This window comes from Cyclobacterium sediminis, assembly GCF_054781075.1.
On record NZ_BAAGVC010000042.1, the window covers coordinates 42846 to 58055 of the forward strand.

Consider the following 15210-nt stretch of genomic DNA (forward strand, 5'->3'; position numbering starts at 1 on the left):
CCATAGGATTTGGGTTAATATTGGATAAGGTATTGGCCTTTGCTGTAAGTTGAGGTTTTAATTTTTAATTTTTTTGTCTCCGGGTTGTATTCATAATCAACTCCTTCTAAGCGTAGTTTTCCATCCAAAGTTATATTTGAAGGTTTGTCTTGGGAGGCGATATTGAGGATATGTGGAATTTGTTTTCCAGAAATTTCAACCTGTAAGTTTTTTCCTGAGTTTTTATAAGTCAAGACCGTGCTTTTATCCTTTTCCCTAAATACCTCAAAATTGGATTCTTCCAGATCTGGATATATTAGGAAAGTCAAATAACCTTCATCTTCTACTTTGCCTATCCCGGTATAAGCTCGCTTGATATGCATTGGCACGATGGCTCCTTCTTTGATAAAAACCGGGTATTCTTCCAATGGAAATACCTGTTCAAAACTGGTGGGCCCTTCGATTAGTTTTGTGTCATCAAACCAATAGCGCCACTTCCCTTCAGGAAGCTTGACTTCATTTTTCAATCTGTCCTGATAAATAGGTGCAACCAAAAGACTTTCCCCAAACATATAATGATATTTTCCTTCCAGGGGTTGCATGAGTACCCTTCCGCCTTTATGGGCTGTAACCACATAATGATACATGTAGGGAACCAACTCGGTATGCAACCAAGAGTATTCTCGAATGATCTTTAATTCTTCCTCACTGCGTTTCCAAAGCCTTCGTTCCCCATGTCCGCCATTCAGAAACAAGCCATTGAATGCAGAAAATTGCGCCCACCTAATGTATAACCTCGCTGGGATTTTATTTCCCGAAAATCCCCCAATATCAGACCCTATGATATTGTACCCCATATCAGCACTTTTTAGGATGCTTGTAATCGCGGATTCAAAACCCTGAATACCTTCCAGTGCAATGTCTACCTTATCTTCTATGGCTTCTTCCAGCATCTCGCTGGTCACCCATTCATGTGTTTGGTCACCTACCCAGTTTACCGGTGAAGCATCAAAGGGAGCAAATCCTTCCGGATGAAAACCTCGGTCTATGGACCTTGACAAGGTGACAAATTCAGGGTTCTGTGTCAACCCATGCCGGTATTCATCTCGGTAATAATGGTCCATATAAGTTCGCGTGGTCATAAGACCTGAGGCAGTTTTTTTGTAGAAGAAGGGGATCCCTGCAATATTTTTCCAAAATAAGGTGGCCGTACCATCCAGCTTCCAGCCATCTATTCCTAAATCAAATACCTCCTGTTGCATGCCACGCCACCATTTCATGGCCTCAGGATTCGTATAATCAATAAATCCTCCTTTTCCTTTCCACCATTTGTTCTCTACCCCGTCAGAGACAAGGTATCCTTTGGATTTTGCTTCTTCAAACCAGGTAGGATCTTCTTTCAGTTGAAGGTCTTTGTTATAACTATTGACCATGGTTGTCATCCATAACACTACACGATACCCATCGTCTTGAAGCTTAAAGAACCAGTTTTTATAATCCGGATAAAGTGTGGTGTCTACTTCGAAGTCATTGTACCTGTAGGCCCAGGGACTGTCAATAAGAATGGTCCTAACGGGAATGTCGTGTTCTTTGTAACCTTCTAATAGTTCATCAACATAAGCCGCAGTATTTACATCGTCTTCCCACAACCAGCATTCCAAGGCCCAGGCAGGAGTTAAAGGCAATTGTCCATGCCTTTGCGCATTAAAGGGATATCCCCAAAGAGGGAATAGAATATAGAAGTAAGCCATTACAAATAGAGAAAAAAGCAGGAGCATTATAATCTTAAAAAACTTCTTCATGTTTACCTTCTGTTGGGAACTTGCAATGTTTTATTTTAGTAGTGTCAATATTTTTGTAGGCACTTAAGTATGCCAATGCTTTATTTCTTTAAAGCTATGGGATCATCTCAATATACATAAATAGGATTGGTATAAATCCATGGGATCCATTCTTTTTTCAGCTCAAGCCTTGCCACTATTCGGTAATTGCCTTTGTTTCGAATCCTATATTCATAATTGTAATTTTCCTCGGTCTCTTCTATTAGCTCACCATTTTGATAAAGCTGAAATTTAACAGGAAATGGGGAAAGTACCTTTAATTTATTGGCCGCAGCCAGACTTACTGAATCACCTAAAATAGCGGTTAAGCTATCTGTTTCATTTACCGCAAAATACTGAAATCCTTCCCCTTTGGCCAAACTTTCAAAGGATACAAAGACATGGCCCATTTTAATATGATCCCGAATATTAACATTGATAAAGGTGTCGCAATAGACATAGTTGGTAGCATGGTTAAAAGAGTTGAAATAGGGATCCAACTCCCATTTAAATGCCCAACCATATTGATCTTCTTCTCCCATTAACAATTTATCAAACCAATTGGCCTTTCTCACTACCATCGTATCTGCATTGGGGCCAACCCATTCTATTTTTCCATCGGCAAGGTGCCTGGCCCTGAAATTTTGATTGTTGTGAGCGTCTACTCCGGCTACCCCTACAATCTTTCGATCTTGGTTTAGTCGGTCCCACTTGGCCAATATTTCCGTTTGTTCATCATAAAGATCCCTGAACATCCAATGGGTATATTTTTTCGGATTCATTAACCTGTTGAGTAGGATAGGCAATATACTTTCTTCATCCTTCATGTCTGTATGGATATTGTAAATTTCCATGGCCTGATAATCCGTGTTGTTCCAATCGTGTTCATCTTCCGAATGCACATAAATGGCCAAACCATCATTTTCTACTACCTCTCGGATAATCTCAGTTTCAGGTCTATTCCAGTCAATAACTGTACTGTCAAATGGGCTGATCATCAGGCCGGACCTATGTTCTGTGCCCGACTCAATGATGATGCCTTCATAAACTCCCTGGTAACCTCTTGGAAAGGTGTCCAACTGATTGCGTTTGTGGTCTGAATTGAAAATAAACCGCAGTTCGGCTTTTTTTGCTCCATCCATTATTTCAGGAAGCAAACCCCGGCTGTCGTGAGACCAGAAAGTATGGGAATGAACTGCCCCTTTATACAATTGCATTGGAATAACCTCTGGTGGTTTTCGGTATTTTTGCCATAGCTCATTTCTGGCTTGTTCCAAGCCCGGATAAGTTACCCACCGGTTCCAAAGGGCAGGACTGATTTTTACCAAGAACAGCAATATAAGAAGCACCATTGTCCCTAAAAACAGATACTTAAACCATTTTATTATTTTGGCTGTAGTACTCATGTTGCTAATTTAAGTTTTGAAGAAAGCTAATCGAATTTCCGCGCTTCTCTACTTAAAGCTCAGAAATAGCGCTTCTGATTGATATTAAATTTGCCCCCTAGTTATTTTTATTATTGGTTTTCAGCACCCGGACTCGCTTCAATCAATTGAAGCGCTTCTTCTATATAGATCTCAGCAGTTTCCTCACCTAGACTTGTTTTACTGATGTATTCATAGCGTTTGAAACTATCGAAATCCACTTTGGTAAGCATGTAACCAAAGGCATCATTGGTCAGACCAAACAAAAATGGTTGGTCTGTTTTCATCTTTCTTTTCAAGTAATAACCAATATTTGGTAGTGCCTCTCCGGGGATGGTAAGGATTTGGGCAGAGCCAATGTTTAATAGATTTACCCTTGTTTTAAGCATATAGTCTTCGGAAACTTTTAATCCTAATTCGGAGTGGTCTATCAGCATTTTCATCAGTGGAGAGGTCACTGGTAATTTGATTTCCTTTGAGTGGCTAGACAATAAGGGGCCTGTTTGCAGAGGCGCTTTGTCCACGATTGCCAGGGCCTGGTCTGCCAATAATTCTCCAATGCGGATACACTCTTCCCAATCACCGGCTTCTTTGCCTTCTGGTCTTCTGTTATCCGCCGTTACCATGCCTCCCTGAGCACCATTCATGAAAATCGCCATTCCACCTGCTTTGGCTTCAATGCGATTGTATAAGGGGCCACACAGATCCGGCGACAAAATGCCTTTTTTATTGCCAATGACTTCTGGATGGATGGCATAATTGACCATTGTGGCTATGGCTTTGTCTTTGTTCTTTCCCGAAGTGCCGAAAGCCTGTATAACGCCGCAACGAGGATCATAAAGATCCGGAGCATAATAATTGTAAGCAATTTTTCCCTTAGCTTCTCCCACGGCGATTTTTAATGCAGCAGGCTCCATGTTTTCCAAGGCTTCATTTACTGCGTTGGCTACCTGCTTGACACACCATTCTAGGTAGTCAAAATCTGCCAGTACTTCTCCTTTTTCATTGGGAAAACCATAAGCATCGGGTGCACTGTGGGTATGGGTAGCTCCGATGAGGATATTTTCAGGTGGGATGCCTTTGATTAGAGCCCGTGATTGGTCGCCAAGCACAGCAGGCCATCCCAGGTTGTCTATACCAACAATGGCTACCCTGACGCCGTTCTGTTCCATCACCATGGCGCGAACATAAAGATCTCCCTTTTTCTCCGTTGCCGGACTCGGCGTTCCCACACCGCCGGAAACGGGAATCAATGGATCAGGAGTGGTTACCCGAAGGGCTGCCCCCACTTTCAATTCCTGTGCAGAAATGGTGGAGGAACAAAAAAGAATAAAGGCGAGTAGGTAAACTAGTTTATTCATGGGTTTTGATAACGTTAAACCTCAAAGGTTCACTTAGATTACGTGAAATTATAGGTTTAGTACTACTCGGTTTGCGTAGATTATCGGCTTGTGGATTTTTTTTATTTGAATTTTATGGGATGAAATGGTTATCTGTAATCGGGAGCTCATAAATTAAGCAGATTGATGGCTATTGAAGTAATTGAATTGTTGATATCGATTTCAGTTTTTAGTTAATTTAAGATGGGATGTTGTGCCTGAATGATGAAATCCTATAAAAAAAACAAAGTGATTTATTTTGTTATCGTAAGAAGTGCTTTTAAAAATATAAAAACTTAGTTAGTTTAGTGGGGATTTAAAATTAATTAAGTGAAGAGTGTACTTTATTCGTAAATGGGCGTTATTCTTATGAATAACTAATACAAATAAATAAAAACTTTCTGACGTTTTTAAAGAGATTGTACTTGATACATTTGATTTTTAGAGAATTGTTTAACTTAAATAATTTATCCTCTCGGATTAAAATCCCAATTGAAACCATGAAAAATAATTATAGATTATTACTGGATGATTTAAATAATGAGATTAAACATCTTTCCAAGTTTGACTGCAAATCACTGTTAACTTTAACTATTGCGAGTTTAATGTTGGTATTAGCTAATTCATCCAAATTAAACAGTATATTTGGACGTACGTGAAGAAGCAAATATTTAATAATTTCATATCTTTGGAACAAAAACTAGTGTAACATTTCGGCTATTTGTAGCTTCGACTATTGGGTTTAATATTTATGTAGAGAAGTTATCATATCAACTTTAGATATTCTTTGTAAATTGTGTTTCTATGAATATTATGTAGCTCTTAAATGCCTTAGGTTTTATGATCATGGCCGGTGTGTTTAATTATTAATTTCTCTTTATGGAAAATATATATAATTTTAATCTTCATAATTCTGATTTAGATAAACCTATTTGGAGGTATTTAGATTTCTCTAAGTTTATTGATCTGCTCGAAAACAAATCCCTTTTCTTTTCTAAAGTGGATTCTTATGAAGATAAGTACGAAGGAGTCCATAATGCCATGGGTGCTAACGATCATTATGATATTACTAATGATGGTGAATTATTAAAGACAAAATTTCCGACGGATCAAAGAGGAAAGGGAAATTCAGAAAGATATAAATTGTATGTGACAGACCTGTTAGAAACATTAAAGAAATGTGTTGGAATTAATTGCTGGCGATTTAATGAATTTGATTCACACGCAATGTGGAAAATATTTCTTAGTTCAAATGAAGGTGTTGCAATAAAGACAACAGTTTTTAAATTAAAGAAAAGTTTAATAACCAAGTCAATAAATCAAAAAATACATATCGGAAGGATTAAATATATAGACTATCAAAAGGATAAAATTCCAATTGACAATTTTTTTAATTCATTTTTTTATAAAAATAATTATTTTTATCACGAAAGTGAATTTAGAATTTTATATTATGAAATTCGAAATTCTAATTATCCAAGTTTAAATAATTCTAATTTAATACCGATAAATGAAAAAGGTGTTAAGCTTGAAATTCACCTTGAAGATTTAATTGATGAAATAATTCTGAGCCCATATTCTCCAGATTGGTTTTCTAATCTTGTTGAGACCATTTGCAAAGAGAGGTACCATTTAAACATACCAATTAATAAATCAATAATTGGGTTACAAAAATAGCTTAATGTTATAACAATTAGAGAATCTTATCGAGGAAGTCTTTTTGTGCAGAAAGTTGCTAGAAATTGGGGTTAGAGGATTAAGATCCCCTCTTTGATGAAGATAGAAAAATAAAAAAAGTCAACCAACAGTTTACTCAATGCAGAAAACACTAAAACGGTAGTAGGTAAGCTTTAAATTTCTCATGATATTTTGAATATTCATTGAGGTGGAAAAGGTCTAATTTTTTCTTCTTTGATGAAAGTTGGAAACTTTCATCCTTATAGGTCTATTTACGCTTCGCTAAACTTAGACCCGATAGGAGCAGAAACAAATGTGAAACTTACTTCACCAAAGAATCGTCAAAATCTTCCACTGACACATTGGATTTTTTTTCTAGTTTAAATGAAGGATACATACCGACTTTTAGGGCAATTTGAATGACTTTCTCTAAACTAAAATTAATATCACCATCGTTTAAAATCTGGGATACACGCCCCTTACTTATATTTAAATGTGCCGCTAAATCCTTTTGCTTCATGTTATGTTCCTCCATATAATCCACAATAGCATTGTATAATAATGCATTGATATTTTCAATCCAATAGGAGGGTTGGTTTAAAATTTGTTTTCTCTTATTCGGTTTCATTTTTGAAATCTTTAATTGTTTGAAGGACTGATTTAATATCTTCTTTTTGATTGCCCTTTTTTCCACCAGTTACTATAACTCTTCCCGTGTTTTCTTCATGGAATAAGTACAATCTTATAATTCCTGATTTAGCTTCATATACTTTACATTTCATTGAATGTCCTTCAATTAATCTGAATTTAGTTTTAGGTAATCGTAAAAGATTTGATGTAATTTCAATTATGCTAAGTGCACCAGCTATTTTGTCAAATATTAAGGCGTCATTTTGATGTTCATCAATAAATATTTGCAAAAGACTTTTACCGTTTTGGCACAATTCCCAAATGTCAATTTTGGTTGGATTTGGAATATTTTTGTATGGATTAACGAAAATTTCCTCAAAATGTTTAGGTATAGCTAAACTTATTAATCACCTAATTTACACAAAAGTTTAATTATAACAAGAAGCCACTTTTAATAACATAAGGAGGTAGTCCAGAAACAATAGTGATGACCTGATATGTCAGAGGAGGTTCCTTCTTAGAGTGATTTTTTGTTTCTAATTTAAGGTAGCCACAAATCAAACCCTTTGGTTCATTAATTTTTGACTAAAGCCAGATGAAATTGTATGCCTCTATAAATGGGCTGAAGCCCATTCAAATTGAATTTTTTAGTTGATCAAATGGCTCATCAATTCCTATGCACAGCTGGAGACATTACGTATTATCCTATGGCTTCGGCTCCGCTCAGCCGCTGGGAGTACAGAAGGAGCCAGGCAAAGATGCATTATAAAAAAGCCATTTTTCCTTTTCAATAGCCCCTAGCATTAGCTGGGGGATGGTGTGAAATTACTCGTCTTCGTGGTTTTAGCCATATTTTACTATCAAGGGGTTTCCAGACTAATTTTGGGATTTGGGCAGTTTGTGCTTCTTTGATGAAAGTTGAAAACTTTCGTCATTATAGGTCTAAGTTACGCTTCGCTAAACTTAGACCAAGTAGGGACCAGGCAAAGGTTTTAGCCCAATTTTTCTAACTAGCATCCTGTTCATATGAAATAAATAAATATTGTAAAACATTTATTTATATTTAAAATACAAAAAAGTTGGTTTAAAAATAATTTATTACCTAGATTTGCTACTGGTAACTATTTCAATGAAATGACAAGAAAAATCAGGTAGGGGAGTAGAAATAATTTAGTGGGGGTAAAAACTGTTTTTGCTAACACCTATTGGAATAATTTTTAACTGGCTAAAAACCTATTTTTTCTTCCAATTTAAAAAGATACCACACGATAAAACCGGAAGGTGTTTTACAAGGTAGATTCATTTTTCTACAGTTGTGAAGAGGTGAGGAAAGGAATGAGTAGCATTTAAGCAATTGTGGCACCTAGCTTCTCTGAACATGGAGCCTTAATTTTTATAAACGTTTTTAATAAAATAATTTTTAACAAAAATTTTAAGAGAATGAAAGTGAAATTTTATTTAGCGGCATTGATTTTTCTGTCCCTTCAACTTGAATTGTTTGCTCAAGAGAAGACGATAAATGTGGAAATTACCGATCCAACTTCAAAAGGACTATTAACGGGTACAATTGGCGTTATTGGAACGGTAGATGATGGACACTTTTTACTACGAGCTATTTCCAAAGGTTTCTCATTGTATGGAAAAGGAGTGGGTACAAAAGGTGTGTTGGTCGTGGAAAAGCTTAACCAAAAGTATGGACTTGAGAAAAGCCGAAAAATAGAAGATATTCCGATGACTGTCATGAATAAAGCAAAAGACAAAAGCTTCGAATTCTTCTACCAGGACAAGGATAAAGACATTTGGTTGTTTTATTCAGATGCGTTTAACAATAAAAATCGTTTGTTCAGGAAAAAGCTAGACCAAGAAACCTTGGCTTTTGAAGCGCCAATATTGGTTTCAGAACTGCCTATTGTTAATAAAAGACTAGACAGAAGGTCAAATTACAGTATTGTTCGCTCGGAGGATAATAGCAAGTTCGCCGTTTTCTCCTTTGTGGGCAGTAAGAGCAATGAAGGGTCTGAAGCATATGTTGAGGTGTTTGATGCTTCGATGAACTCAGAATGGCAAATGAATACCAGTATTCCTGAATACGACAAGGGTGGCCCGGATACCAAGTTATATGGCATGATAAAATCATTAAATAGCAATGGAAATATTCGTCTTTCTAATGAAGGGGTGTTTAATATGTTGAGTAAGGTGGACATAGTAAAAGGAGGCAATGAATTTATGCACTTTATGTATTCATTCTATAGGGGCATTGATGACCCTGTGATTACATATCTTAAAAATACGGACAAGTATTTGTTAAGGATGTCCCTTATTCAGGATAAAAACAAAGATGTGAGGTTGGCCGGTTATTATTCCAATGATAAGAAGCTTAAGCAAATTGATGGGCTATTTGTTCAGAGTTTAAACCCTTTTACTTTGGCAATTGACAAGCAAAAATTCATTCCCTTTTCCAATGAAAATAAAATGGATTTCTTGTACCAAAGCGAAAGCTATTTATCAGGGAAAGAAAAACGAAAAATAGAAAAAGGTAAAGAGATAGAAGTTCCGTCCAATACTTATATCAAATCCATATTTGTTAACGAAGACAATAGCATTACATTGGCCTCAGAGTACTATGAGTCCTATACGTACAATGGTAAAATTTACCATGTAAACAATGATTTTCAATTCACCAATATTTCTCAAAATGGTGAAATCAATTGGATTCAAAATTTTAATAAACAACAAAAAGATATTACTCTTAACACCAATGGCATCTATCAAATGTATGAGAGTGGTACCATATATTTTATTTACAATGAACCCCTAGAAAGAGAAATCCGTGTTGGGCAAATAAATTCCAATGGAGAAGTAAGCGCTAAAACGATTTTGAAATCCAGCAAAGGTGGTGAATTAAAAAAGTTCTGGTTGGTTCCCGGAACCATATCCAAAGTAGGAGACAATACCTATTTAGGAGTAGCTGCCAAATTATTTAAGGAAAGACTGGTGAAAATTGAGATCAATTAGGTCTGAATTTTATCAGATCTTAAGATCGCGTCTGTTTTTCTAATATTTAATTTATAACCAAAATGAAATTATACTTATTTGTACTGTTTTTTTTATCCCTTCAAATTGATTTGCAAGCGCAGGATAAAACAGTAAATGTTGAATTAACCGGGTCAGCATCAAGAAAGTTATCAACGAGATTCATTGGAATAGTTGGCACCACAGATGAGGGGATTTATATATTGCGGCTCAAATCTAAAGGCTACAGCATTTCTGGTGGGGGATTAGGTAAAAAAGGGGAATTGTTTCTAGATAAATACGACCACGAATCTAATCTGATAAAGAGTAAAGAAATAAAGGATATTCCGATTACTATAGTAAGTAAAGCGAAAGATAAAAGTTATGAATTCTTTTATCAGGATGAAAAGGAAGACATTTGGTTGTTTTATTCTGATGAGTTGAAGGGTGAAAACAGGCTTTTTAGAAAACGTCTCAATCAGGAAACTTTAGACTTTGAAGAACCAATATTGGTGGTCGACCACCTTATTATGAAAAAGGGTTTAGATAGGAGGTCAAACTACAGCATTATTCAATCTAAAAACAAGAAAAAATTCGCTATTTATTCTTTTTCAGGCAATACTCGCAGCAGAGAATCTCATGCATACGTTGAAGTATTTGACAATAGAATGAATTCTGAATGGGTAATAAATGCTACCATTCCTGAGTTTAACAAGAGTGGATTTGAAAGCAAATTCACAAATCTTAAAGTTGCCGGATACCATAAGGAAGATATTCTATTATCTAATGATGGTAGATTGAATATTTTAAATCAGGTTTTTGTAGAAAAAAGTTGGGATGAATATGAACATATTCTCTATTCCTTTCACAAAGGGATTTCAGAGCCGGTTATACGTTACTTGAAAAATTCAGATAAGTATTTTGTTGATCTCTCCTTGGCTCATCATAAGAATGGATCAATAAAGATTGTGGGGTTTTATTCCAATGAAAAAGGATTAGACCCAATAGATGGTTTGTTTGTACAAAATTTAGCACCTCTAAGCCTAGCGGTTAAGGCTGAAGAATACATCCCGTTTTCTGAGGAAGACAAGTTGAATTTTTATTTTGGGGGCAGAGAAAAAGCAAGTAAAAAAGTTTTGAATAAAATTGAAAAAGGTAAAGGTTTTGATTTACCCTCCTATTTAACGATAAATTCAATCTATACTCTCGAAAATAACAGCGTAACCTTATGTTCGGAGTATTTAAATTCCTTTCAAAGCAAAGGGGTAACCTATTTTGGTTTTTATAGTATGCAATTCATAAATATATCAGAAAGCGGAGAAATTAACTGGATTGAGAAATATACTAAAAAGCAAATTGATAGAAGAACGTTAAGTGGTAGTGTCTATGAGATGTTTGAAGATGATGTAATCTATTTTGTTTACAATGACCTTTTAAATCGGGATTTATTGGCTGGCCAAATTAATGGTAATGGTGAATCAAGTTCAGAAGTTGTTTTAACCTCAAAAAAAATGGGTGATTTGGAAAACTTTGTGATATTCCCATCTAACATTTCGAAAATAAGTGACAATCAATACATGGGTGTGGCACTTAGAGCTTTTGGCCAAAGCTTGGTGAAAATTGAAATTGAGTGATTATTCGTGTAAAAGCCTTAGATTAGCTATATTGATAAGGGCAAGAAATCATTTGTGAAATGGCAATTGAAAGACACTTACTAAAAGGGGTATTGAACCAATACATTGAGGCCATCTTTCACCTGAAAGATTTTATACCTGACCATTCGATAGAACGGGTGGTTCCCACAGGACATGTATTTATAATTTTTGAGTTAGATGGCTTTCAAAGAAATACCTATGACAATGACACTTTAGCACCCATCGCAACATTTAAGGATGTTTGGGTTTCAGGTATGCAAAAAAATCATATTTCCATTTCAGCTCACCAACATTCCGAGTTGTTTGTGATTCAATTCAAAGCATTTGGTGCCTATCCGTTTTTTCATTTTCCCATGCAAAACTTGAATGATAAAGTTATTTCCGGTAAGGAATTGTTTGGAGAGGATATACTTGCTTTAAGAAAAGAAATATTAGAAAAAAAATCGACTGAAGAAAAGTTTCAAAGCGCAGAAATATGGTTGCTTGAAAGATTCCGAAAGGATAAAACCCCTCCTGCAGAATTATTAAAGGTTTTGGAAAGATTACAGCATGAACCTGTGGTCAATTTTCCCGAAGTAATTGAGGGCTATGCAAAAACGCAAAAACACCTGATAGATCAGTTTAAAAAGTATGTGGGATTGACGCCCAAATATTATCAACGCATGCTTCGTTTCAATGTGATTTTACAGCAAATTTATCAGTCAAAAAAGATTGAATGGGCACAGGTAGCTTACCAATTTGAATACACAGATCAATCGCATTTTATCAAGGAATTCAAGCATTTTTCAGGAATCAATCCACAGAAATTTATTCAACAGGGATTTAATGATGCCACTAATTTTTTCCCTTTGGACAAGAAAGGTTAATTTTTTACTATTTCAAGGTTTCAATTTCTAGTAGTATTGTAAAGAACAAAATCACAATACACTATGGATATGGGATCAGCTTTTGCAAACATCAATTGGTTATCGGTCATAGTCGCCTCAATATCCTCCTTCTTGGTGGGAGGGATTTGGTATGGTCCATTATTTGGTAAGGCCTGGATGCGGGCATTTGGATTTACAGAATCGGACTTGAATAATAGGAATATGCCCAAGGTATTTGGCTTGTCATTATTTTTGGCCTTTGTTGCTGCCTTGAACCTAGAGTTGTTTATTGGCGTAAATGCTGATACGTCCTTCGGCTTGATGGCTGGATTCTTGGCAGGTTTTGGTTGGGTAGCCACACTTTTAGGAATTTTGTATTTATTTGAAAACAGATCATTCAAAGCATTTTTAATCAATGCAGGTTATTGCATCGTGGCCCTTACCTTGATGGGAGGAATTTTGGGTGCCTGGTAAAATTTGGCTGTATTAATTTAACCCGAAAATGAGGCTGTTTTTGTTTTGCGGTTTAATACCTATTGGAGAAGTAGGTTAAATAGCTTATTTTGAGTTGAATTTTATCCTGGATTAGGATTTTCATTTTCAATTAATAACAAGCCAATAACTTTATGAAAAAAATCCCTTTCCTGTTTATTATAGCCTTTTGTTTAGGCTATTCATTTTGTTCTGCTCAAAGTGAAACCACTAAGGAAGCGTCTGAATCAAGCCAAAGTGTTTTTTATATAAAAGAGGTTCTACAAGATGGAAAGGGAGATTTTGATCCTTGGAATACCAAACGATGGGCTGACTGGTACAATGATAAGGGAGAATTGATCCGACAGTTTGATGTGGACACTTCTGTTAAATTCAAATCAAGAAATGAGCCTTGGTTAGTGAAGATTAGTGAGGCGTTTACCAATAAATCCTTGTTTACTATCGCAAAACAAGGCATAGTAATGGATGGCAATGGACTGATCATGGATGTGAGAACCGAAAGGCAAAAGCTTCCGCTTGATGAATTGTATGCTTTAAAAAAGGAGCCATGGACAGATGGAAACGAACTTCGCGGAATATTTTATAATCTTCCCCAAATAGAAGGAATCCAGCCTACGCAAATTAAGAATTTCACTTTTATGGGATGGAAGCGTGGTGTTAAAATTAATGGTACAGGCGATCAAAGGCAACATCGTTTGATTGTAGAAAACTGTGTGTTTGCCAGAAACAGGGTAGGGTTCTATACGAATGGTTACAATACACTTTTGAGGAATTGTGACCTCTTTGAGAATGGGTATGGGGCCATATATTCCGGGAGTAAGAGTCGTAGAAATCAATTTATTGGCAACTTTTTTAGGGACAATACCCTGAGTCAGCATCAACCTTCCTATGGGGATTTTATCGGAGACACTTTTTTTGACAGTGAAATAAGCAGCAATACCTTTGCAAAATCCCTTATACAAACGGAACAAAGGAGAATTGGGATTTCCATGTTTAGAAATATGGGAGAAAGCAATAATTTGCGGGAGCAAATGCCTCACCATAACATTATTCGTGACAATTATTTTGAGGGTTATTCGGTAGCCATTCATATTGGGGCACGAATGGGCAGAGACACAAGAAATGATATTACAGACGAAGGTCGTGACTATGCTTTTTATAACCTTATATCAGACAATACCATTGAAAATTCAACAATCGGAATAAAAATTAACACTGAAGGAAATACCATCAGAGGCAATGCTTTTACCAATGTAGAAGAAGAAATTGTTTTGCAATGTGTATTCTTTAAACTAGAAAATACCACGATCAATTATCATAAAGAGGATGAAGTGAAACTCTGGTTTGTCACAGAGGACTATGCCAAGTATTCGGCTTGGTTTAGGTTTCAAGATGACCTGAATGGAAGTATTAAAAAGGAAGAGAAATTGATTACTGTGTTTTCTCAGAGGGAGGGGCCGAGTTTTTCGCAAAACCAAGATAAAAATTTCAAGCTAAACCCGAAAGTGGCCGGTTCTGAAAACCACTTGACCGATTTCCGTGTGGGAGCTCCGATTGCTACCGAGGTAGGGGAGTTTAGCTTGGATTTGCCGGGGCAAGAATATGTAGCCATTTACGATCGACCGATCTCACGCATAGGTGATAAAGATTTCTACAGTATCCTCTTTTTTGATGACAAAGGTACAGAGATCAACAGGTGTGGAAGGTCTGAGGTAAAATGGAAAGAAATTGCTACGGGATATTTTACCAAAAGTGAGGGAGAAATGGAAGTAGCCGCCATACCTGCAAAAGCAATCGATGGGAAATACCCTGTTTTTATTTTTGACAGAGGCTATAAAACACCAAAGGAAATTCGTTTCAAGGACAACGAGAAACCGGATATTACTTTTGTCTCGAACAATAAAAAAGTACTTGAAGTGAGCATACCCTAATTTGAAAAGGGCTATCCTCATAAAATGTTTAAATCGGCTTAAGGATCAGGTCGTAGGTTAAATTCAAGGAGGCCCCCAAGCTAGTTGATTGAATTCAATTAAAATAAGGCGGTGCGGAAAGCTTTTATAAAAAGGGAAAAGATTCAAGACTAGCATTATGGTGAGGTGTTAAGGTAAGATTTTCTAGGATACTCGATATAAAAGGGACACTATAATAATTATTGATGATTTGCCTGAAAGAGTAAAATGCCAATTTTTAGAATATGGTAGAGTTGGACTATTTATTTAAATTTTTTACCTGTCCTTCATTTAATCTATGTTCTTTTAAATTAGAATCAAACCTCT

At 36.0% G+C, this 15210-nt stretch carries 11 protein-coding genes; 6 read left to right on the forward strand and 5 right to left on the reverse strand.

Features of this window, described 5'->3' with window-relative positions; genetic code table 11:
* Positions 1-14 precede the first annotated feature (14 nt).
* From ACYVHJ_RS20155 to ACYVHJ_RS20165, 3 genes are all read right to left on the reverse strand, one after another.
* On the reverse strand, positions 15-1781 hold the full coding sequence (locus tag ACYVHJ_RS20155) for a TIM-barrel domain-containing protein (protein WP_460518483.1): 1767 nt from the start codon (positions 1779-1781) through the stop codon (positions 15-17).
* 107 nt (positions 1782-1888) lie between these two features.
* Positions 1889-3205: a CehA/McbA family metallohydrolase domain-containing protein gene (locus ACYVHJ_RS20160; RefSeq protein WP_460518486.1), complete on the reverse strand. Its 1317-nt coding sequence runs from the start codon at positions 3203-3205 to the stop codon at positions 1889-1891.
* Between the two features lie 110 nt (positions 3206-3315).
* On the reverse strand, positions 3316-4584 hold the full coding sequence (locus ACYVHJ_RS20165) for a hypothetical protein (protein ID WP_460518489.1): 1269 nt from the start codon (positions 4582-4584) through the stop codon (positions 3316-3318).
* Between the two features lie 897 nt (positions 4585-5481).
* On the opposite strand from ACYVHJ_RS20165, the gene ACYVHJ_RS20170 reads away from it, so the two are divergent.
* Entirely contained in the window at positions 5482-6279 is a 798-nt protein-coding gene (locus tag ACYVHJ_RS20170; RefSeq protein WP_460518491.1) for a hypothetical protein, read from the forward strand.
* A 322-nt stretch (positions 6280-6601) separates the two neighbouring features.
* Here the strand turns inward: ACYVHJ_RS20170 and ACYVHJ_RS20175 are convergent, their stop codons facing one another.
* Positions 6602-6907, reverse strand: coding sequence for a helix-turn-helix domain-containing protein (locus tag ACYVHJ_RS20175; RefSeq protein ID WP_460518494.1), 306 nt, complete (start codon positions 6905-6907; stop codon positions 6602-6604).
* Positions 6894-7199: a hypothetical protein gene (locus ACYVHJ_RS20180; protein ID WP_460518497.1), complete on the reverse strand. Its 306-nt coding sequence runs from the start codon at positions 7197-7199 to the stop codon at positions 6894-6896. Before ACYVHJ_RS20180 ends, ACYVHJ_RS20175 begins: the two co-directional genes overlap by 14 nt.
* 1150 nt (positions 7200-8349) lie before the next feature.
* Between ACYVHJ_RS20180 and ACYVHJ_RS20185 the strand changes: the two genes are divergently transcribed.
* The 5 genes from ACYVHJ_RS20185 (at position 8350) to ACYVHJ_RS20205 (ending at position 14865) form a co-directional block, all read left to right on the forward strand.
* Complete coding sequence (locus ACYVHJ_RS20185) at positions 8350-9924, forward strand: hypothetical protein (protein WP_460518500.1); 1575 nt, start codon at positions 8350-8352, stop codon at positions 9922-9924.
* Positions 9925-9986: 62 nt separating this feature from the next.
* Positions 9987-11555: a hypothetical protein gene (locus ACYVHJ_RS20190; protein WP_460518503.1), complete on the forward strand. Its 1569-nt coding sequence runs from the start codon at positions 9987-9989 to the stop codon at positions 11553-11555.
* Between the two features lie 59 nt (positions 11556-11614).
* Positions 11615-12442 (forward strand): helix-turn-helix domain-containing protein, encoded by an 828-nt coding sequence (locus ACYVHJ_RS20195; RefSeq protein ID WP_460518506.1) that lies wholly within the window; start codon positions 11615-11617, stop codon positions 12440-12442.
* Positions 12443-12505: 63 nt separating this feature from the next.
* Positions 12506-12916, forward strand: coding sequence for a DUF1761 domain-containing protein (locus tag ACYVHJ_RS20200; protein WP_460518509.1), 411 nt, complete (start codon positions 12506-12508; stop codon positions 12914-12916).
* A gap of 152 nt (positions 12917-13068) precedes the next feature.
* Positions 13069-14865 carry a right-handed parallel beta-helix repeat-containing protein gene (locus tag ACYVHJ_RS20205; RefSeq protein ID WP_460518512.1) on the forward strand — a complete coding sequence of 599 codons (1797 nt, stop codon included), beginning with the start codon at positions 13069-13071 and terminating at the stop codon, positions 14863-14865.
* The last annotated feature ends 345 nt before the right edge of the window (positions 14866-15210 follow it).

Excerpts from the sequence above, each read along its gene's own strand:
- ACYVHJ_RS20200 (WP_460518509.1), top strand. The coding sequence starts at position 12,506 with ATGGATATGGGATCAGCTTTTGCAAACATCAATTGGTTATCGGTCATA.
- ACYVHJ_RS20190 (WP_460518503.1), top strand. The coding sequence starts at position 9,987 with ATGAAATTATACTTATTTGTACTGTTTTTTTTATCCCTTCAAATTGAT.
- ACYVHJ_RS20185 (WP_460518500.1), top strand. The coding sequence starts at position 8,350 with ATGAAAGTGAAATTTTATTTAGCGGCATTGATTTTTCTGTCCCTTCAA.
- ACYVHJ_RS20160 (WP_460518486.1), bottom strand. The coding sequence starts at position 3,205 with ATGAGTACTACAGCCAAAATAATAAAATGGTTTAAGTATCTGTTTTTA.
- ACYVHJ_RS20170 (WP_460518491.1), top strand. The coding sequence starts at position 5,482 with ATGGAAAATATATATAATTTTAATCTTCATAATTCTGATTTAGATAAA.
- ACYVHJ_RS20175 (WP_460518494.1), bottom strand. The coding sequence starts at position 6,907 with ATGAAACCGAATAAGAGAAAACAAATTTTAAACCAACCCTCCTATTGG.
- ACYVHJ_RS20205 (WP_460518512.1), top strand. The coding sequence starts at position 13,069 with ATGAAAAAAATCCCTTTCCTGTTTATTATAGCCTTTTGTTTAGGCTAT.
- ACYVHJ_RS20195 (WP_460518506.1), top strand. The coding sequence starts at position 11,615 with ATGGCAATTGAAAGACACTTACTAAAAGGGGTATTGAACCAATACATT.
- ACYVHJ_RS20165 (WP_460518489.1), bottom strand. The coding sequence starts at position 4,584 with ATGAATAAACTAGTTTACCTACTCGCCTTTATTCTTTTTTGTTCCTCC.
- ACYVHJ_RS20155 (WP_460518483.1), bottom strand. The coding sequence starts at position 1,781 with ATGAAGAAGTTTTTTAAGATTATAATGCTCCTGCTTTTTTCTCTATTT.